Genomic DNA, 19,351 nt, shown 5'->3' with positions numbered 1-19,351 from the left:
GCACGTGCAAGAGCACAACGAGCAGCACGAAGCTGTCTTCCACCTGCCGGAAGTGGACCTCGCCGCGATCCTGGACCACATCGAGCCAGAACTCGAACAACAGGCCGGCCACGAAGCCGCCACCGAGTTCGAACCAGCCATGGATGTCGAACAGGCCGCTGAGTTCGAACCACATGCTGTGCTCGAAGCCGCCGCAGATCTCGAACCGGCTGCCGACCTCGAAACCCTGGCGGCGCCCGAACCGAAGCCGGGGTCGGAGCCTGAGCAAAAGCCTGGGCCGGAAGCCGAGCCGGAAACCGGGTCGGAAACCAAGTCGGTGACTGAGCCGGAAGCCGAGCCGAGGTCTGAGTCTGAGCCGGAAACCGAGTCGGAAACCAAGTCGGAGCTTGGGTCCGAGCCGGAAGCCGAGCCGGAGCCGGGGTCGGAGCCTGAGCAAAAGTCTGAGTCGGAAACCAAGTCGGAGCTTGAGTCCGAACCGGAAGCCGAGCCGGTGACTGAGTCGAAGTCCGAGCCGGAAGCCGAGCCGAAATCTGAGTCGGAATCTAAGTCGGAAGCCGAGCTGGAAACCGAGTCGGTGGCCGAGGTGGAGCCTGAATCGGAAAGCGAGTCGGAATCGAAGGTCTCCCCCGCCCCAAAACGTCGCGTCCTGATCCTCACCGGCGTCGCCGCCGCAGCCCTCCTGGCTGTCCCCCTCACCCTCGTCGGCACCGGCGGCGGCACGTCCACCGCCGCCGCCGGCTCTCGGCACGCCACACCGCAGGCCGGCGGGGCCGTCTTCGGCGCGGACGGCGCCGGTCAGCAGCTGACCAGCGATCCTGCCTCCGGCAGCATCGGCACCGCCGTCCCCGCGCCGTCCGACTCCCCCTCGACCGGCACCTCGACCGGCACGTCGACCGGCGCCTCGACCGGCCTCTCGACCGGCAGCTCGGCCCCGTCGGCGGCCGGCGCAGGCCCCGGGCCGTCGTCTCCGTCGGGAACCTCCCAGCAGCTTCCCGGTGGGGCATCGGGCTCGCAGAGCGCCTCGTCCCAGCGGGGGCCTGGCAGCCCCACCTCAGTGCGGTCCACCGCTGCGGGTGCGGCTCCGACCACGCTTCCCGGCTCCGGGCCGGGCCCGACCACGTCGCCCGCGCCCGTTGTGCCGCCCGCGCCGACGACGCCGGCGTCGAGCGCCCCGCCGGCGCCGAAGGCTGTCTTCGACGCCTTCGCTGGTCCCGGCTGTCCCGCGCCGGCGGGCGGCGGGTACTCCGCCCATGGCTGGTACGTCCAGGGGACTCAGGGCTGGTATTCGCACTCCTCCGGCGGCTGGGCCGGCAACCGCTGTGACGGCTCCATGCAGTCCATGCCGATGTCCGGCAAGGCCGGTACCGACGCGGGCAATATGGGCCTGTGGTGGTTCGGGACCGGGGCTGTGACCCAGGGGAGCTGCGACATCGGCGTCTACGTTCCCAACGACGGCAAGCCCAGCGACACCTACGGCACCGCCGCCAAATACGTGGTCTTCAACCCGTCGACCTACGCCGTGACGACGTCCTTCACCGTCAACCAGACCGCCAACCGCGGACGGTGGATGTGGTACCCGGCCGCCCCGCCCGCCGCTGGCAGCCCGGTGACCAAGGGCTTCCCGGTCACCAACGGATCCGTCGGACTGCACCTCATGGACCAGGGCGTCGACTACACCATCAGCCCCCTCGGGCACTACGGGATCTCCGCCGCCCGGCTGTACTGCACCTCTGATTGACGGAACGTGCGGCGGTACGCACCGGGTGTCGTACCGACCAGAGCCTGGAAGCGCCGCCGCATGTTCACGATGGAGTGCAAGCCGACTCGGACGGCTATCGCCTCGATGGGCATGGAGGTCTCCTCCAGCAGGACGCGGGCTTCGGCGATCCGCTGTTGGAGCAGCCATCTTCCGGGGCTCTGTCCGAGCTGTTCCTCGAACTGGCGCGCCAGGGTCCGGGACGAGACGCCGGCGCGGGCGGCGAGACGGTCCAAGGTCAGTGGGGCGTCCAGGTGCGAGCGGGCCCATTCCAGGAGCGGCGCCAGGCTCACGGCCCGAGGCGCAGACGCGGACGCGGACGCAGTTGCTGATGCGGCGACAGGCGCCGTGTAAGCGTACTGAAGTTGTCCGCCCTCACGATGCGGCGGCAGCACGGTGAACTTGGCCACCCGACTCGCATAGGCGGCGCCATGGTCCCCGCGAATCAGGTGCAGGCACAAATCGATTCCGGCACCCAGGCCGGCGCTGGTGGCCACATCCCCGTGATCGACGTACAAAACATCGGCGTCGACCTCAACCTCGGGAAAACGGGCCGCGAGTTCAGCCGTCCGCATCCAGTGAGTCGTGGCCCGGCGGCCGTCAAGCAGTCCGGCTTCGACCGGGACGAACGCCCCACTACAAATACCGGCGATGCGTGCTCCGCGGGCGTGGGCCGCGACCACGGCCGCCAACACCGGCGGGGGCACGGGCTCCCCGGCCGGCTGCCAACCGGGAATCAGGACAGTGTCGGCGTCCTCAAGAGCCTCCAGCCCACGGGTCACGGCGATCGAATACCCGGCCTGGGTACGCAGCGGTCCGGGGACCACGGCGCAGACGTCGAACGAGTAGGGCGACGGCTCGCCAGGACGGTCGGCGGCGAACAGCTCAGCAGCGAACCCCACCTCGAAGGTGGACTGCGGAGGATTGAGCAAGGCTACGACCCGATGCGGCATGGCAAGAAGATACCCAAGGATGTCAATCAAGACACTGGGCGGCCCCCTGAACGTCCGGCAGAGTCGAGGGCATGAACAACACCGCCATCTCCTTCGTCCACGTCGACGCAGTACAGCCCGAGGCCCTGGGGCCCGGTGTCAACGTCCGCGCCTTGTTCCCCACCGAGCACGCCATCTCCTGGATCGTCGATTTCGCCCCCGGCTCCACGCTGCCCGCCGTCGACGTCCACGCGACCGAGGAGCGCTATTTCGTGGTCAGCGGCGAGCTGATCGAGGGCGACGTACGGCACGGTCCGGGGACCTTCGTCGTCCAGGCCCCGGGCAGCAGCCACCGGCCGCGGACCGAGACCGGGGCGAGGATCCTGGGCTTCGCGATCGCCGAATGACTGAATCGCCGAATGACTGATCACGCCGTGACGGCCGGAGCCGGCCGGGGATTCCCGGGCCGGCTCCGGCGCATCAGTACCCGCACACGGTCAGTGCCAGCTCTGAGCCTTGTTGGCGCTGTTGCAGGCCCGCATGTAGACCCCGCCGGTGCTGCTGCTCTCCAGGCACTTGCCGTCGTCGGACTTGAACATGAGCCCGTAGGAGGTGTCGATGAGGGTCCAGCGCTGCGAGGAACCGCTCGGGTTGTGTCCGCAGTAGACACGCCAGACGGTGGTCCCGTTGGTGGTCATGCACCGGTTCATGCCGGTCGCGAGGTCGTTCACGACGTGGATGTAGCCGCCGCTGATCGGCACGAACTGCCAGTCCTGGCTGTACTGGCCCTGACAGGGGTTGGTGAACATGGTGGAGTCGACCAGGTTCCCGTCCAGGCAGCGCCCGGTCTGGTAGTTCTTCCAGGTCAGGCCGTCGCCGGGCGCGGCCTGTGCCGCCGCCGCCCCCGTGACCAGTGCCGTCGTCACGGCGCCCAGGGTGAGCGCCGAGCGAAGCAAAGCCTTGAGACGCACGTGTTCTCCTTCGAGTCGTTCGAGCATGAGACGGTGATCCCGTCCGCGGACCATGCTGGTCGGGCCCGGTTTCCCGGACAACGGAACTTGTACAGATCTGAACAGGCTTGTACGGCGACGGCTTGGAACAGGTGGATGGTTTCTCCGGAGCAAGGGCGCCTCGATCCGGCGTCGGCCTCGACGCACACCGAGTTCATCGAGTGTCTTCGAGCCCTGAAGGTGCACGTCGGCGACCCGCCGCTGCGCGAACTGGCGCGGCGGAGCGGCTTCCCGCACACCACGGTGGCGCACGCGCTGGACGCGCGGCGGTCCCGCCTGCCGTCGCTGGAACTGGTCGTCGCCCTGATCCGCGCCCTACGCGTTCCGGAGTCACAGACCGCGGTCTGGGTCGCCGCGTGGCGACGCATCCAGGCGGGCCGTCCCCCGGAGAAAACGTGGGCGCAGCCTTGGAAAACGCGCAACGACCTGCCGGCGGACGTGGCGTCCTTCACCGGGCGACGCACTGAGCTCCAACGCCTCCTGTCCGCCGCGCCCGCGCCCGGCATCCCGTCCGTCTGGGCCATCGACGGCATGGCGGGCGTGGGCAAGACGGCACTGGCGGTGCATGCCGCGCACCGGCTGACCGGAACCCACCCGGACGCGCAGTTGTACGTCGATCTCCACGGGTACACAGCCGGACGAGAGGCCCTCAGCGCCGGTGACGCACTCCACCGCCTGCTGACCGTGTGCGGGGTCGCCGACGAGCAGATACCCGCCGATCTCGACGAGCGGGCGGCGCTGTGGCGGTCGGTCGTCGCCGGTCGCAGCGCCGTTCTGGTGTTCGACAACGTGCTGAGCGCCGAGCAAGTACGGCCTCTGTTACCCGGTGCCGCGACCTGCACAGTTCTCATCACAAGCCGTAGGCGGCTGGTCGGATTGTCCGACGCGGTGTCGGTCTCCTTGGATGTAATGCCGGCCGCCGACGCCGCCGCCTTGTTCATCCGGACCGGGACCGCGGGGGTCGAGCCCGGCAGCCGGCGGAACGCGGCCGTCGACGAAGTGGTCGACAAGGCGGTCGACAGAGCAGTCGACGAAGTGGTCGCACTGTGCGGCCACTTGCCGCTCGCGATCCGGATCGTCGCGGCGCGCCTGGTCCACCGCCCCGCCTGGACGATCGACGACCTCCGGCGGCGCTTGGCCGGCGGCGTGCCGCTGGGGGCTCTGGACGACGGCCGGGTCGCGTCCGCCTTCGACCTGTCCTACCGGCAACTGATCGTCGGCGAGCAACGGCTCCTGCGATGGCTGAGTGTTCACCCCGGGCCCGACCTCGACGTGCGGCTGGCCGGTGCGCTGCTCGGAACGTCCGCGGAGTCTGCCGAGGCGATGCTGGAGGAGCTTCTCGACGTCCACCTCCTCCAGCAGTACGTGGCCGGCCGATACCGCCTGCATGATCTGGTCCGCGGCTACGCCGCCGTGCAACTGGCGAGCGCTGGTGAAGACCGGGACGGGATCTGGAGGCTGGCCTGGGGCCACTTCACCGGAACGGCCGCGGCGGCGATGGACGCGCTGTATCCGCACGAGAGTGCGCATCGCCCGGCAGTCGAAGCCATGCGTCCGACCGTGGCGCTCGCGGATCCACGCGCGTGGCTGGACGCCGAGCGCGACAACCTGCTCGCGCTGCTGGCGGACGCCGAGGCCCGGCGCGCGCCGGTGTTTTCCGGGCAGCTCGCCGCGACCTGGGCGTTCCACCTCATCGCGACAGGCCGCTATCACGACAGCCTGGTTGTGTACGGATATGCGTTGCGGGCAGCGCGGGAGTCGGGCGACGACGTATCGGAAGGGCGTGCGCTCAGCGGCCTGGGTGCTGCGTACGGCCGACTTCATCGGCTGCCCGAGGCGATGGAGCACCACCAGCGGCATCTCGACATCGCCGTCCGAACCGGCGACCTCGGCGCCGAGGCCCGGGCCCACAACAGTCTGGGCATCACCCACTTCCGCCTGGGCGACTACCCGGCGGCTCTGGGACACCATCGCCGATCGCTGGAGCTGGCCCGGAAGACGGGCGATCGGGCCGGGGAAGGCAGGGCACTGAACAACCTCGGCCTGGTGCTTCAGATGACTGGCGGATACGCCGAGGCGCTGGAGCACACGCTCAGAGCCCTGGAGATCCACAGGGAAGCCGGGAACCGGATCGGGGAAGCCAATGCTCTGACCAACGCCGGCTCCAACTGCGAACGTCTGGGCCGGTACACAGAGGCACTCAGCTACCACGAGCTGGCACTGGCGATCGCCCGCGAACGCGGCAATCACCACAGCGAGGCGATCAGCATCGGCAATATGGGCATCGCACACCACCGGCTCGGCCAGCATGACGAAGCAATCCGTTGCTTCACGCTCGCCCTGGACATGGCGCTGAGCGCCGGCGAACTGGGGCTCCAGGCCTCGGTGATGAGCAGCTACGCCGAACTGCTGCACGACCTCGGGCGCGGGTCGGAGGCCCGGGAGTTGTACGAGCAGGCGGAACGGATGGCCGTCGACGGCGGAGATCGCCTTCAGCAGGCCCGAGCGATCGACGGTCGGGGCGCCGTCCACCTGGCGGCGGGCGACCGGCGTCGGGCCGTCGAGCTTTGGCGGGAGGCGCTGGCCATTTACGGCGAGATCGGTGCGCCCGAGGCTTCGGATGTCCGGGCGGCATTGGACGGGGTCGGGTGGGGCGCTGGGGATGGTGAGGATGAAGGGGATACGTCGTCGTCGGATCCGGGCTAGGAGGTCCTGCCTGGAGTTCATGCCGACGCGATGAGCCCTCGATCGCAATGTTCGAGCTCTGATTAAGTTGGCGTGCGAGCCCCTTCCCGAACCAGGCGATATCGGCTGGAATGTTTCGGGTGCGGCGCGGGGCGGGCCGGCGCGGGGTGGGGCGGCGCGGGGTGGGGCGGCGTGGTCCTCCGTGGCGGTGGTGTCCGGCGTCCGGCGTGCCGCCGCGTCAAGCCGTCCCGGTCCGGGGCGCCGGGGTGGGCGCCGTACCGGGGAGGGGATCCCATGGCGGGATCAGCGCCAGCAGTGTTTTCCAGGCTCGGAAGGGTCTGGCGGAGATCGGCGTCGGCGGGTTGTGCGCTCGGGTTGGCCGCGGGCGGGGTGGTCGGGGTGGCGGCGGCGCCTGCGCACGCGGCTACCGGGATGACGCTGGCCTACGTCACCGACTCCGCCGGCGGTTCGGCCGGGAACGTCCGGGTGGTGGACGTGGCCACGGACGCGGTCGTCGGCACGATCCCGCTGGGCTACAACCCGGTTCAGGTTCTGGCCAGTCCGGACAGGCGCACCGCGTACGCCCTCAGCTACGGCGGGACCTCCACCGGGAACAAGGTCTACGTGATCGACGCGGGCACCAGCGCCGTCACGCATGCCATCCCGGTCTGCGACGATCCCGAACTCGAAGCGCTGAAGCCGGACGGCAGCCAGCTGTGGGTCGGCTGCGGCTCCGGTGCCGTCACGGTGATCGACACCGCGACCGCGACGGTGACTGCGACGCTCACCGCCATCGAGAACAGCCTTGAGGGTTTCAGTGGCCTGGTTTACTCGCCGGACGGGTCCAAGGTCTACAGCTCGTACTACGGGTACCGGGACGCCGCCAGCGCCATCAACGTGTTCGACAGCACGACCGGAGCGGTCATCCGCTCGATTCCGGTCACCGGGTTCGCCGGCGGGCTGGTCGAGAGCCCGGACGGGTCGACGCTCTTTGTCCCCCGGGAGAGTCCGAACTCGATCACCGTGGTCGACACCGCCAGCGGTACCGTCACCGGTTCGATCGCCCTGCCCGCGACCGGGCTGCCCGACGCCGGCGTGCTGGATCCGTCCGGCACGACCGTGTACTACTGCATGGGCGGCACCAGCATCGTCGGCGTGAGTCTGGCAAGCCGGTCGGTTGTCAGGACGCTGGCACTCACCTGCGCCATCAGTGAAGGCAGCACCGCCAGCCCCCTTTCGTTCGCACCCGACGGCACGACGATGTACGACGTCGTCGGCAAACCCGGCGGCATCGCCGTGGTCGACCTTCCCAGCGGGACGCGCATCGCCACGATCCCCAACGGGCCCCAGCTCAGGGGGCCGGGCCTCAGCGTGGCGTTCGTCCGAGGCGCCATCGCCCCGACGGTGACCGCGGTCAGCCCCGCGCAGGGCCCCGAAGCCGGCCACGGCACCGTCGTCGTCACCGGCGGCCCGTTCGTCGGCGGCTCCGGCGCCACCTCCGTCACGTTCGGCGGGATCCCGGCGCTCAGCTACACCGTCGACTCCGACACGCAGATCACCGCCGTCGCCCCGCCGCAGGTATTCCGCACCGTCGACGTCACCGTCTCCAACGACAACGGCACGAGCGCGGTCGGACCAGCCGATCAGTACACGTATCTGGAGGCGCCGCCGACCATAGGCAGCCTGACCCCGTCCAGCGGCGTGTCCAGCGGCGGCACCACGGTCATCATCAGGGGCACCGATCTGTCCACGACCCAGGCGGTGTACTTCGGCGGAACCGCGGCCGCCTCGTTCACCGTGGACTCCGACACCCAGGTCACCGCCGTAACGAGGGCGCAGACCAACGGCACGGTGAACGTCACGGTCACCAACTCCGCCGGCGTCAACGCCTCCGTCCCGGCCGGCCAATTCACGTTCTTCTCCCCCGTACCGGTGATCGGCTCGGTGAGCCCGTCCACGGGCCCGAACACCGGCGGCACCACGGTCACGATCCGCGGCATGCGGTTCACCGGCACGTTCCGCGTGGCGTTCGGCGGCTTGGCGGTGCCGTACACGCTGGACTCCGACACGCAGATCACCGTCGTCGCCCCCGCGTGGTCGTCGACCATGACGCCCGCAGCCGGGACAACAGGTTCGAACACCTCGGGCGGACCGGTCGACGTCACGGTCACCACGGACGTCGGCACCAGCGCCGTCACCGGAGCCGATCAATTCACTTACGCATCCCCTTGAATCAGCATCCGATGACAATGCCGAGCGGGGTGAACTCGTTTCGCCGCGTAGGGCCGTCGAAGGGTAAAACGTGGCGAAATGTCTCCTTGGCGAGTTTACGGCGCACTGAGAGCCGGCGAGGCCTCGGCCTCCGCCTCGGACCGCACTCGCCCATCGGGAAGCCTCGGATCCGTCGCCGTCGCCGTCGCTTGATCGAATCCGACGAGCGCGGCGAGCAGCAAGGGCCCGAGCAGGCAGATGCCGAACACCGTGAAGACCATGTGCTTGGCCACGTCGCTGTCGCCCTCGCTGAACATGACGATCCAGAACTGCGCGGCCGAGGCCAGACTCGCGGTCATGAGCACATAACCCGTCGACAGAGCGGCGCCGCAGCGGCGTCCACGAACCGCGACATACATTCCCACGGCGATCGAGCCCAGCCAAAGAGCGGGAAACACGATCCAGCGGAAAGGCTCAGCCATCGTGAACGCGGCCTCCGCGACACAGACTCGGCATTCCTTGGCATAGGGCTGATGACCGGAGCCGGCCGGATAGGTGCCGAGGTAAGGAGGTCGCGCCTTGGACAAACCGATCAGTCCGCGATCCGCTACTCCGATCAATCGCGTGGGGTGCGTCGCGTAGAAACGCAGTTCGCTGTCGAAGGAGGCGTGGTCGAGGAAGTCGGAGTAGGCCGGCAGAGTCGCGGCGCTGTCGGAAGAGACGATGGTCGCCCCGGCGGCGGAGGCGAGCGTGGGGCTCAAGCCGAGGGCCCGCAAGTCTCCGGGAACGTCATCGCTGTGCCCGAGGATCTCCTGGAAGACCCCGTTGTACAGCACGATCTCATTGAGCCACCGAGGCTGCGTCATCTGGAACCCGACAGCGAACATCACGAGCACCAGGCAGGCGGCCGCGCCCAGCGCCCTTGCGCAGATCGCCGACACCGGCTTCGCCCAGCGCCCACCCGCGCCGCGCACCAGGCGCTCGACAGCGGCCGGAATCGCGGTCGGACGCATCAGCAAGGCCGGGACGACCGCGACCAAGACGCTCACCATCTGGGTCTTCGCACCGACCGTCCACAAAGCCACGGCGACCATGGCCGCGATCTCGCGCCATCGGACTGTCTCCACGCGCAGCAACCTCAACAACGCCGGGACAACGAAAAGCAGCCCGATCACACCTGCGGGATCCGACAGCGGCGAGATGAAGTCCGGAGCGATCGCACTGTCGGACGCGACCACACCGATCCCGCTCGCCACCACGACCCGGACCCAGACCGAGCCCGGCAGTTCGCGGACGCACCAGCCGAGGGCGACTCCGACCAGCGCCGCGTACACGACGCCGAGCACGCGCAGATCGAGCACGTCGTGCGGTCCGAACAGTGGAGCGCCAAAAGCCGTGGTGAGCACTTTGGCGATCCACAACGGAATGACGGCGGTGGTGAGGTACGGCTGTCCGGTCCCGCCGGCGCTGCACGCCTCGCCGTACCAGGTGTAGGCGTCGTAGCGCGGGGCGGCGAAGGCCCAGAGGGACTGGCCGTCGGGAATGGGTTCCGGGGCCACGCCGAGCTGGCACATCAGGCGGTGGCCGTCGTAGTTGTCGGCCAGGCCCACCATGCCGCCGACGAACAGACGCAGCAGGATGAGCAGCGTCCAGGCCAGGCCGGTGCTCGACGCCGGATGCGCCTGTGCGACGCGGGCGCCGCGCCTGAGTCCGTCCCCGAGGCGGCCGACGGAACCGACGAGACGGTCGACGGCGGCACCGGCCGGCACCCGCGGCGCGGCGTCAGGACCACTCATCGGGCAGCCTCCCCCGGGACTCTGTTCGGCGCGCTCATCGGGACTCTGTTCCGCTCGATCATCGGGACTCTGCTCCGCACGCTCCCCGTGACCGCTCGGCCGGGCCTGGCCGGGCCGACCCAGCAGGTCCCGTCACGGCTGTCCGTCAACGGCGGTTCCCCGGGGATCCGCGCGCGGACGGCCAGATCGGGGCGGTCGGTCAGCGGCGTGCCGAGGTACGCGGACACCGGTCCGATGCACGCCGCGTAGACCGACGCGGCGATCGCGGCCCGAGTGCGGTGGGCGAGGTCGGCGCCGCTGACGGCGATCGTGGGCCGTACGAGCTCCGCGTCGTGCGGCCGGTCGCAGCCGACCTGGACCGGGCCGAGGGAGCACACCCGGAACCGGGCGCCGACGTCCTCGGTGAGCACGCCGCGCAAGGTCTGGGAAATCATCGCGACCCCCTGCCGGGTACGCGGCCCGAGGAGGATGTCGCACCTGACCGTGCGGACGCCGCGCCGCCATTCGGGCTCGGTGGGCACCACCGGCATGATGCTGACGTCGCGGAGGGCGTCGACCGGCTGCGCGCCGAGGTAGTCGATCATTCCCGTGCCGGCGCAGGCCGCGACCATCGCCGGGCGGATCAGGAGCGGACTGGGCCGCTGGGCCGCCGCGGCGACGGCCCCGGTCAGCGAGGCCACGGCGAACGTCTCGCTGGAATGCGGACTGTCGCAGGGCACTGCGGGCGAGGAATCGGTGTTGTAGACGGGATCGGTCTCCATGAACTGGGCCATCCGATGGCACGATCCGACGGTCCAGGTGGTGGCGAAGTCCCCGATCCCCAGCCCCAGCCGGTCCACTCGGGGCACGGCGCACGACGTCGTCAGCAGGGCGGACATCACCACGCAGGCCACGAATGCCGCCGTCGGCCGTCCCCGCCGACCCGGCCGTCGCGAGCATCCCGCCGGTCCCGACCAAACCAACCGTCCCGGCCGCGCGTCCGTCACGTCGCGCCGTGCCGTTGCGCACCGGAGACGGAGACCGGCGCGCCGGCCGGAATGTCCGCATGCTCCCGAGGCCGCACCAGTTCCGCGTTGCGCGGTGTCTTGGGCCAGGAGGTGCGGCCGGTGACGAGGCGGGCGAAAGCGCGCCAAGCAATGGCATATCCGAGGAATGAGTAGGCCATCATGGCCAAGCCGACGGCCAGCGAGTAGCGCCGCGACAGCTTGGTCTCGCAGCGCACTCGGTAGACCACACCCCACACAGCGAACTCGCCAACGGCGATCACGGAATACAGCAGGAGCATGGCCGCGCCGCCGTCGCGCAGGAACTGCTGCGTGGCCTCCGGGGCGCAGGCAGCCGCGTACGCGAACGCGATGAACGGGATGGGGTAGACAACCGCGCCCACCAGTTGCATCCAGGGCTGGAGCATGAAGTAGGTGACCTCGAACAGTCCCGCGTTGCCGAAGTGCGGGCTGCGCCAGATCCGGGGAAGGTAGCGCAGGCACTGCATGGAGCCTTGGGCCCACCGCGTCCGCTGGACCATCAGTGTGCGCAGACTCCACAACGCTTCCTGGTCGACCCAGGCGCTGGTGGTATAGGCGATGTCCCAGCCCGCCAGCATCAGCCGGAGCCCGATCTCGTAATCCTCCAGCAGCGCGTTGCCCCAGGGGCCGCCGTCGTGCTCGTCGTCCAGGCTGTCCAGCGCGCTGAGCCGGACCAGTTGGCCGTTGCCGCCCAGGTTCACCGTCCGGCACCACGCCCGCAGCGTCTGCATCGCCGAGATCGGGCACCGGAACTCGATGTCCTGGAGCCGGGCCAGCAGGCCGGCGGCGACATTGGTGATCAGTCCCCTGCCGGGCAGCGGCCTGCTGGCCGCGCGGTTGGACATGCGCACCTCGATCTGCGCCGCGCCGGTCGCCGGATCGCCCAGCAGGCGCGGACCGGCGCAGACCGCCAGCGTTTCGGGCGAGGGCCGCCCGTCCGCGTCCACGACGCAGACGACCACGGTGGCGTGATCGGTGGTCGGCTCCAGATCGGCGCACAGGGCCCGGTACGCCGCGTTGAGCGCGTCGCCCTTGCCGGTCCGCGCCTGCGGAAGCCGGCGGCGGACCAGGCGCACCCCCGGGTCCGAGCGGCCGATCTCGGCGACGATCGAGCAGGTGGCGTCGGTCGAATCGTCGTCCACGACCCAGCAGACCGCCGCCGGGAACGTGCTCCGGAGATAGGCGAGGGTCGGGCCGATCACCGCCGCCTCGTCCCGGCAGGGCACGAAGAAGTGCCAGGACAGGCTGTCCGGGTCGGCGGGCACGTCGGGACGGATCCGGAGGAAGGCCCAGACCAGGCTGACGACGTACCAGAGGAACCCGTATCCGAGGAGCACGGACACGGTGATGCAGACTTCGAGCGCGTCCACCGCAGGAATCGCCTCTCAGAGATGCTCAGAAGTGCTCATCGCACCGGTGTCGGGCCCCGGCGCACGAGTCGGGAATACAGCCACGCGCCCGCCGTCATGCCGACCAGGGTCAGAAGGGCGCCGAAGAAGGTCTGGGACCAGCCGAGCCCGGCGCGCGGTCCCCAGGCCGCCACGAGGGCGATGGTGAGCGCCAGGCGCAGCACGTCGACGATCGCCGCCACGGCGACGGCGGCCGACAGCGCGCCGGCCAGGCGGCGCAGGCGGATCCCGCCGGCCAGCGCGAGCATGGCCGTGACCAGCGCGGCCCCGACGACGATCAGCGGCCCGCCGCGGCCCAGCGCCGCCGACGGGGCCACCCGCGTCACCTGACCGGCGTGGCGGAGTTCGAGGACGCTCCCGTACTCTCCCGACGCCAGAACCGTACGGTGGCCTGGCAGGACGCCCAGTGCCGCCGTCAGCGCCCGCGTTTCCAGCGCTTGTCCCCGGAGCAGACCGAGCGCGACCAGGATCGCCCCGGAGACCGCGACAGCGGCGGCGACGATGCGCGCCGCGTCCGGCATGGGGCGTTTCGCGGAGGCGATGGCGCACGTTCCGGCCACCGCATCCTTCACCCGCGCTCCTTGCGCTGCACGAACGAGGTCCGGTACAGGCACAGGCCGATCAGGGTGACTGCGGCGGCGAGGGCGAGAAGGATCGCGATGTCGGAGGCGCCGGTGGCCGCGAGACCGCCGGACCGTCTCGGCCAGTCGTGATCGGCGAGGCCGCCGACGGCCAACAGACCCACGGCCCTGCCTGGTCTCCCGTACATCGGGCTCTCCTTTTCGCCTCCGCCAGACCGTGGACACGATCGTAGTAGTCAAAATACCGACAAATTATGCACAAACGGCCCTAATGAACGTGGCGCCTAACCCATACGGCGCAATCCACCCGGCGCCAAGGCGGGGCGACGAGGCCTGCCGACGGGGTACACCAAAGCGACACGTATCAATACAAAAGCACTGATTCAGGGTTATGTCATGCTACACGCTATGACAGCACCTTTGGACACCGAGCGCGGAACCGGCGCTCCGGTCGCGGAACCCTGGGCCCAGCGCGCGCCGGCGGCGGACTTCGACCTCTACCGCGTAGCCATGGCGGGCCTCGCTGCGATCGGGTGTGTTCTCACATTCGTGCTGATCAGATTCACCGTCGACGACGCCTTCATCGCGTGGCGCTACGGCCAGAACCTGGTGCACGGCGTATGGAACTGGAACGTCACCGCCCAGAACCGCGTCGAGGCCTACAGCGACCCGGCGTACGCCGCGCTCTCGGCGCTGCCGGCGGCCGTCGGGCTGCCGGCCGAGCCCTTCTACAAGCTGCTGTCCCTGGCCTTCGTGGCCGGGTACCTGGCTGTGGTCCGTTCACTGCCGGTCCCGCCTGTTCAGAGGCTTCTCCTGGTCGCCTGCGTCCTGGCGAACCCGATCTTCTTCGTGCACTTGTTCTCCGGGCTGGAGACCGCGGTCTTCGCGCTTCTGATCGCTTGGTTGTTCGGCCTGCTGTACACCCGGGGCCGGATCGGGTTCTCCGGCTATCTCATCGCCGCGGCGCTGGGTTTCACGCGGCCGGAGGGGATCCTGTACAGCCTGGTCGCCGTGGTCTGGTGCTATCACTTGACGCGCCGGCGCGCCGACGCCGTCGCCGGGATCGCGCTGGCCTCGGGCCTGGCCGTCTACTGGGCGATGCGGGCCATGTACTTCTCCTCGTTCTTCCCGAACTCCTACCACGTGAAGTCAGGGTCCTGGCTGGCCGATCCCGCCGTGCTGAGCAAGGCGGGCGCCGATGGCGGCCGCCTGCTGGTCGTACTGGCAGTCGGCATCGCGTTCGCCGAGACCGCGCGCCGGCTGTATCTCGGCCGTCTCGACGGCGCCGAGGTGTCGAGCGCGCCGGTGTCTCCGTGGCGCGACGTGACGCCTGCCGTCCTGGCCGCTGTCAGTGCCCTGGTCTTCGTCCTCTTGTACCACCAGTCCGCGTTGTCCATGGACTTTGGGAACAGGTTCCGGTGGCAGGTGTTGTTCCCCGTCCCGTTGGTGCTGCTGTCCCGCCCCTTGTCCGCCGCCAAGAGTGATCCGGGGGCTCCAGGATCGGCGCACGCGGTGAACAGTGCTCCTTCCGCCCGATGGAGCGGCCTCGCCGTGGCGATCTGCGCGCTGACAGCCTTCATCGCGGTGACCCCCGACCAGGTGGGAGCGGGCCTGGCGGTCCTGGCCGCGCTGACGGCGGGCGTGTGCGCCGCGGTGGTGTGGATCTCGGGTAAGTCCTCCCCGGTCGTCGTCGCCGCGGTGGGCCTGGTGATCGCCGTCTCCACCGTCAGCGTCAACCAGGTCATGGACTGGGCGTCCTACCGCTATCACCTCCGGGCGGCCCATCAGGCCATCGGGAAGGCGATCGCCAGCGATCCGACGCTGTCCGGGGTCATCGCGGCGACCGATGTCGGGGTGTTCTCCAACCAGCTGCGTCCCGATCAGCAGGTCCTCGACCTGTCCGGCATCGCCGACCCCTTCTACTCGCGCCAGCTGCCCGCCGCGCAGACCGACCGCCTGGTGGCGCTCGTCGTGGGCGCGACCGATCCGTACCAGGGCAGCCCTTGGTGGGGCGACACGTCGACCGGACCGGTCCTGCGGCAGGCCGACGCCGGGCACTTCCGCCTCGCCGGCTCGGTGATGTACGGCCCGGGGTACTGGATGCGGGTCTACATCAAGCCGGGCGTCGGCGAGCAGGCCGCCGCCGCTCTGCCCGCGATCGCGCAGGCCGCGTCGGCTTGGGATTCCGTGCCCAGCGGGCGGCTCCTCGCGCAGCATTTGTTCGATCTGCCGTTCCTGCGCGGATGATGCGCACTCGCGCGGACGCCGCGGCGTCGGCAAGGACTGTGGCCTTCGTCCTCGGCACCCGCCCGGAGATCGTCAAGCTGGCGCCGCTGGTGCGACGCTTCGGCGCCCAGGCCCGCGTCCTCCACACCGGCCAGCACTACGACCATGAGATGTCGGCGGCCTTCTTCGAGGCGTGCGGCTTGCGGGCGCCCGACGTCATGCTCGGCACCGGAGGGCTGCCGCGCGCGCGACAGATCGGATCCGCGCTCGGACTCCTCGACGAGGTGTTCGACGACGAGCGCCCGGCGGCCGTCGTGGTCCAGGGCGACACGAACTCCGCGCTGGCCGGGGCGCTGGCCGCGAACGCCCGCGAGGTGCCCCTGGTGCACGTCGAAGCCGGGTTGCGCAGCCACGACCGGCGGATGCCCGAGGAGCACAACCGGATCCTGATCGACCATCTGTCCGACGTGCTGTGCGCCCCGACCGCCGGGAACCTCGCGAACCTGATCGCCGAGGGCATTCCGGCGGATCGGTGCCACGTCACCGGCAACACGGTTGTCGAGGCACTCGTGGCGGCGCTGCCCGCACCGGACCGGCGCGCGAAGATCCTGACGGACTTCGGCGTCGAGCCCGGACGCTTCGTCCTGGCCACGATCCACCGGCTGGAGAACGCCGACGACCCGGACAGCCTCCGGCTGATCGTCGGCCACCTGGCCGAACTCGCCGCGCTCGGCTGGCCGGTGGTGTTCCCGGTGCATCCGCGCGTCCGGGATGCGCTGGCGGCGCTGGGGCCGGGGGTGCTGGGGCCTAGGGCGCTGGGGTCGGGGGTGCCGGGGCCCAGGGTGGTGGAGCCCGAGGCGATGGGGCTGGTTCGCTGGGCCCTGGGGCCCTGGCGCCCGGCGTCATCCGGTGCGATCCCCTCGGCTACCAGGAGTTCCTGTCCCTCGCCGCGGACAGCGCCTTGATCATCTCGGATTCCGGTGGCGTCCAGGAAGAGGCCTCGGTCCTGGGCCGGCCGGTGGTCGTCGTGCGCCGGTCGACCGAGCGCCCCGAGGCGCTGGGGGACTTCGCCGAGCTCGTCTCGCCGGGGCCGGAGGTGCTGCGCGCCGCCTGTCGTCTGCTGGACGACATCGACGCGGTCCACCAGCGGCTTGGCGCGCTGCCGTCTCCGTTCGGTGACGGCGGCGCCACGAGGCGCTGCGAGGAGGTGCTGAGGGCGCTGGTTCCGGGGCTTTGATTGCCGCGCCGGCCAAGCGACGTGCGGTTTTCAAGGTGGTAACCCGTACTCACACCAGCCGCCGGTCCTCTGCAAAGATTCGCTCCATGGAACCGCTGTCTCCCAACGATCCGCAGGTTGTCGGCCGCTACCGTCTGCTCGGGCGGCTGGGCAGCGGCGGCATGGGAATCGTGTATCTGGGGCAGTCGCCCGGTGGGCGGTTGGTGGCGGTGAAGTGCGTGCACCGGGAGCTGGCCGGGGACGCGGAGTTCCGGCGGCGCTTCGCGCGGGAGTCGGCGGCCGCGCGGCTGGTCGGCGGCTTCCACACCGCGCCGGTGGTGGATGCCGACCCGGACGGTGATCCGCCGTGGCTGGTGACCGCCTACATACCGGGGTTGACCTTGGCGGAGGCGGTGGCGGCGGCCGGCGGGGCGTTGCCGGAGGCCACGGTGCGGGCTCTGGGCGCCGGGCTGGCCGAGGCGCTGGAGGCCATCCACTCCACCGGGCTGGTGCATCGGGACCTCAAGCCGTCGAACGTGCTGATCACCGACGACGGGCCGCGCGTCATCGACTTCGGCATCGCGCGCGCCTTGGACGACACCGCGCTGACGCGATCGCACATGATCGTGGGGACGCCCGGTTTCAGCTCGCCCGAGCAGCTGACCGGAGCGCAGGTCGGGCCCGCGTCGGACGTGTTCTGCCTGGGGCTGGTGCTGTGCCACGCGGGCGGGGTGCCGCCGTTCGGGCGGGGGAACCACGAGGCGCTGCTGTACCGGATCGTGCATCAGGAGGCTGAGCTCGGCGGAGTCCCGGAGGACCTGCGGGCGGTCGTCGAACGGTGTCTCGCGAAGGATCCGGCGGGCCGGCCGACCGCCGCCGAGCTGCTGGAACGCTGGAGCATGGGGCCGGTGGCGGCGAGCGCGTGGCTGCCGGAGGCCGTGGCGACGAGGATCGCGGCTGTCGCGCACGGTGCGCCGGCCGCGGCACCGGAGCACGATGAAGCAGCGCCGACGCTGCCGGCTGAGCAATCGACACCGCCGACCGAACAGCCCGCACCACCGGCCGAACACTCCGCACCGCCGACCGAGCAGCCCGCACCACCGACGGAGCAGAGCGAGCCTCTCTCCATCGATCCGACAAGCACTGCGAACACAAGTGTCCTCACCCCGCCGAGCACCCCACCACCGGCGATCGCGGCACCGGCCACGCCCTCCCGCCGCCGCGTCGGCGTCCTGTCCGCCGTCACCGCCGTCGCGCTCGCGGCAGCGGGTACCGGCGTCTACTTCGCCCTGAACGGTTCCAACGACAGTTCGTCGAACCGGGGCAGCAACTCGGCGGCGCTCGGCCCGATCGGCGACTCGTCGAATCAGGTCTCGACGACGACTTCGTCCTCGGCCCCCGCGGCCGGTTCGAGCAGCAAGCCTCCCGCGGCCGCGGCACCCTCCGCCGCCGTCTGTGCGACCGGGACGCTGATCGGAGCCGGGTCCGGGGCCCACTCCGACGCGCTCAACCAGGCCGTCAAGGACTACCAGACCGCCTGTGCCGGTGCGACCGTCAACTACTTGGCGAGCGGATCCGGAGCCGGCCTCACCGCGTTCACCTCCCGTCAGGCCGACTTCGCCGTTGTCGACGCACCGCTGAGCGCGACGCAGCAAACCGCCGCCGACCAGCGATGCGGCTCCCGCAACAAGGCCCTCACGGTGATGTCGTTGGCCAATGCCATCTGGGTGGTCGCGCATCTGCCCGGCGCCGAGAACGCACAGCTGAACCTCTCACCCTCGACGCTCGCCAAGATCTTCGCCGGCACGATCACCACGTGGAACGACCCGGCGATCGCCCACGACAACCCGAGCCTCACGCTGCCGAACCTTCAGATCACGACGATCCACCGATCCGACGCCTCCTCGGCGTCGTACGACTTCTCGGCCTACCTCCACGGATCCGCCCCGTCCGACTTCGCCCAGGACCCGAACAAGACCTGGCCGGGAACCGGCGGCAACGGCTTCTCAGGTTCCGCCGGAGTCGCCGACGCCGCGCGCGCCACGGTCGGCAGCATCGCTTATATGGACGAGGCCACCGCGATCGCGAGCGGCTTCCAGCCGATCAGCCTGAACCACACGGCGCCCACCGACGGGACCGTGGGGTCGTTCCTCTCCTCGTCGGCCGTCGACACTGAGCATGGCAACGTGGTTCCGCATCTCAGCTACGCCAACGTTCCCTTCGGCCAATATCCCCTCGTGTCCATCAACTACGCAGTCGTCTGCGATGCGGACAACAACCCGGGGATGAAACTGGTCCTCCAGGGCTTCTTGAGCTTCCTGGTGAGCCAGAACGAGCAGGCCAGTCTGGCTCACAACAACTTCAGCGAAGCGCCCGCCGCGCTGCTCGCCCAGGCAGCCACCACCTTCACCGGTCTCAAGTAAGGCGAACTCCCGCGCCGCGCCGGTGAACGCCGCATGCCTAAGACGGCAGCGCAGAGCCAGCGCGGCGGAAAGACTTCCGGA

General features: G+C 70.1%; 15 protein-coding genes. 8 read left to right on the top strand and 7 right to left on the bottom strand.

Annotated elements, in window-relative coordinates; genetic code table 11:
- Positions 1-4: 4 nt before the first annotated feature.
- Complete coding sequence (locus tag ABD481_RS15965) at positions 5-1,738, top strand: hypothetical protein (RefSeq protein WP_344666441.1); 1,734 nt, start codon at positions 5-7, stop codon at positions 1,736-1,738.
- On the opposite strand, the gene ABD481_RS15960 is transcribed toward ABD481_RS15965, so the two are convergent.
- Complete coding sequence (locus ABD481_RS15960) at positions 1,696-2,709, bottom strand: helix-turn-helix domain-containing protein (RefSeq protein ID WP_344666440.1); 1,014 nt, start codon at positions 2,707-2,709, stop codon at positions 1,696-1,698. The genes ABD481_RS15965 and ABD481_RS15960 overlap by 43 nt on opposite strands.
- A gap of 71 nt (positions 2,710-2,780) precedes the next feature.
- Between ABD481_RS15960 and ABD481_RS15955 the strand changes: the two genes are divergently transcribed.
- Positions 2,781-3,095, top strand: a complete 315-nt coding sequence (locus ABD481_RS15955) for a cupin domain-containing protein (RefSeq protein WP_344666439.1) — start codon at positions 2,781-2,783, stop codon at positions 3,093-3,095.
- A gap of 90 nt (positions 3,096-3,185) precedes the next feature.
- Here the strand turns inward: ABD481_RS15955 and ABD481_RS15950 are convergent, their stop codons facing one another.
- Entirely contained in the window at positions 3,186-3,659 is a 474-nt protein-coding gene (locus ABD481_RS15950; RefSeq protein ID WP_344666438.1) for an RICIN domain-containing protein, read from the bottom strand.
- Between the two features lie 135 nt (positions 3,660-3,794).
- Here ABD481_RS15950 and ABD481_RS15945 point away from each other — a divergent pair, with 135 nt between their 5' ends.
- Together ABD481_RS15945 and ABD481_RS15940 are read left to right on the top strand one after the other, a co-directional pair.
- Entirely contained in the window at positions 3,795-6,404 is a 2,610-nt protein-coding gene (locus tag ABD481_RS15945) for an ATP-binding protein (RefSeq protein WP_344666437.1), read from the top strand.
- A gap of 378 nt (positions 6,405-6,782) precedes the next feature.
- The gene (locus tag ABD481_RS15940) at positions 6,783-8,615 is read left to right on the top strand and encodes an IPT/TIG domain-containing protein (RefSeq protein WP_344666436.1); all 1,833 of its coding nucleotides are present in this window, start codon (positions 6,783-6,785) and stop codon (positions 8,613-8,615) included.
- 95 nt (positions 8,616-8,710) lie between these two features.
- Here the strand turns inward: ABD481_RS15940 and wsfD are convergent, their stop codons facing one another.
- The 5 genes from wsfD to ABD481_RS15915 all read right to left on the bottom strand — a co-directional run bounded on the left by wsfD (position 8,711) and on the right by ABD481_RS15915 (position 13,593).
- Positions 8,711-10,390, bottom strand: coding sequence for a glycan biosynthesis hexose transferase WsfD (gene wsfD / locus ABD481_RS15935; protein ID WP_344666435.1), 1,680 nt, complete (start codon positions 10,388-10,390; stop codon positions 8,711-8,713).
- The gene (locus tag ABD481_RS15930; RefSeq protein WP_344666434.1) at positions 10,387-11,268 is read right to left on the bottom strand and encodes a septum formation family protein; all 882 of its coding nucleotides are present in this window, start codon (positions 11,266-11,268) and stop codon (positions 10,387-10,389) included. The genes wsfD and ABD481_RS15930 overlap by 4 nt, the downstream gene beginning before the upstream one ends.
- Positions 11,269-11,372: 104 nt before the next feature.
- Positions 11,373-12,785, bottom strand: a complete 1,413-nt coding sequence (locus ABD481_RS15925) for an XrtP-associated glycosyltransferase (protein ID WP_344666433.1) — start codon at positions 12,783-12,785, stop codon at positions 11,373-11,375.
- Positions 12,786-12,820: 35 nt separating this feature from the next.
- Positions 12,821-13,396, bottom strand: coding sequence for a hypothetical protein (locus ABD481_RS15920; RefSeq protein ID WP_344666432.1), 576 nt, complete (start codon positions 13,394-13,396; stop codon positions 12,821-12,823).
- Positions 13,393-13,593 carry a hypothetical protein gene (locus ABD481_RS15915; RefSeq protein WP_344666431.1) on the bottom strand — a complete coding sequence of 67 codons (201 nt, stop codon included), beginning with the start codon at positions 13,591-13,593 and terminating at the stop codon, positions 13,393-13,395. The genes ABD481_RS15920 and ABD481_RS15915 overlap by 4 nt, the downstream gene beginning before the upstream one ends.
- Before the next feature lie 220 nt (positions 13,594-13,813).
- Here ABD481_RS15915 and ABD481_RS15910 point away from each other — a divergent pair, with 220 nt between their 5' ends.
- From ABD481_RS15910 to ABD481_RS15895, 4 genes are read left to right on the top strand one after another with little or no spacing between them, the layout of a single operon-like run.
- Positions 13,814-15,652, top strand: a complete 1,839-nt coding sequence (locus tag ABD481_RS15910) for a hypothetical protein (RefSeq protein WP_344666430.1) — start codon at positions 13,814-13,816, stop codon at positions 15,650-15,652.
- Entirely contained in the window at positions 15,649-16,596 is a 948-nt protein-coding gene (locus tag ABD481_RS15905) for a UDP-N-acetyl glucosamine 2-epimerase (protein ID WP_344666429.1), read from the top strand. The genes ABD481_RS15910 and ABD481_RS15905 overlap by 4 nt, the downstream gene beginning before the upstream one ends.
- Entirely contained in the window at positions 16,506-16,868 is a 363-nt protein-coding gene (locus tag ABD481_RS15900) for a UDP-N-acetylglucosamine 2-epimerase (RefSeq protein WP_344666480.1), read from the top strand. The genes ABD481_RS15905 and ABD481_RS15900 overlap by 91 nt, the downstream gene beginning before the upstream one ends.
- Positions 16,865-19,270, top strand: coding sequence for an extracellular solute-binding protein (locus ABD481_RS15895; RefSeq protein WP_425559186.1), 2,406 nt, complete (start codon positions 16,865-16,867; stop codon positions 19,268-19,270). Before ABD481_RS15900 ends, ABD481_RS15895 begins: the two co-directional genes overlap by 4 nt.
- Positions 19,271-19,351 lie beyond the last annotated feature (81 nt).

The sequence above is a fragment of the Catenulispora yoronensis genome (genome assembly GCF_039531695.1).
Taxonomy (GTDB): Bacteria; Actinomycetota; Actinomycetes; order Streptomycetales; family Catenulisporaceae; genus Catenulispora; species Catenulispora yoronensis.
Note: the sequence above shows the minus strand (reverse complement) of the source record. Positions and strands in the feature narration are given on the sequence as shown.

Bases quoted from the DNA above. Each gene is read 5' to 3' on its own strand.
- ABD481_RS15960 (WP_344666440.1), bottom strand. From the start codon at position 2,709: ATGCCGCATCGGGTCGTAGCCTTGCTCAATCCTCCGCAGTCCACCTTC.
- ABD481_RS15955 (WP_344666439.1), top strand. From the start codon at position 2,781: ATGAACAACACCGCCATCTCCTTCGTCCACGTCGACGCAGTACAGCCC.
- ABD481_RS15945 (WP_344666437.1), top strand. From the start codon at position 3,795: ATGGTTTCTCCGGAGCAAGGGCGCCTCGATCCGGCGTCGGCCTCGACG.
- wsfD (WP_344666435.1), bottom strand. From the start codon at position 10,390: ATGAGTGGTCCTGACGCCGCGCCGCGGGTGCCGGCCGGTGCCGCCGTC.
- ABD481_RS15930 (WP_344666434.1), bottom strand. From the start codon at position 11,268: ATGTCCGCCCTGCTGACGACGTCGTGCGCCGTGCCCCGAGTGGACCGG.
- ABD481_RS15915 (WP_344666431.1), bottom strand. From the start codon at position 13,593: ATGTACGGGAGACCAGGCAGGGCCGTGGGTCTGTTGGCCGTCGGCGGC.
- ABD481_RS15910 (WP_344666430.1), top strand. From the start codon at position 13,814: ATGACAGCACCTTTGGACACCGAGCGCGGAACCGGCGCTCCGGTCGCG.
- ABD481_RS15905 (WP_344666429.1), top strand. From the start codon at position 15,649: ATGATGCGCACTCGCGCGGACGCCGCGGCGTCGGCAAGGACTGTGGCC.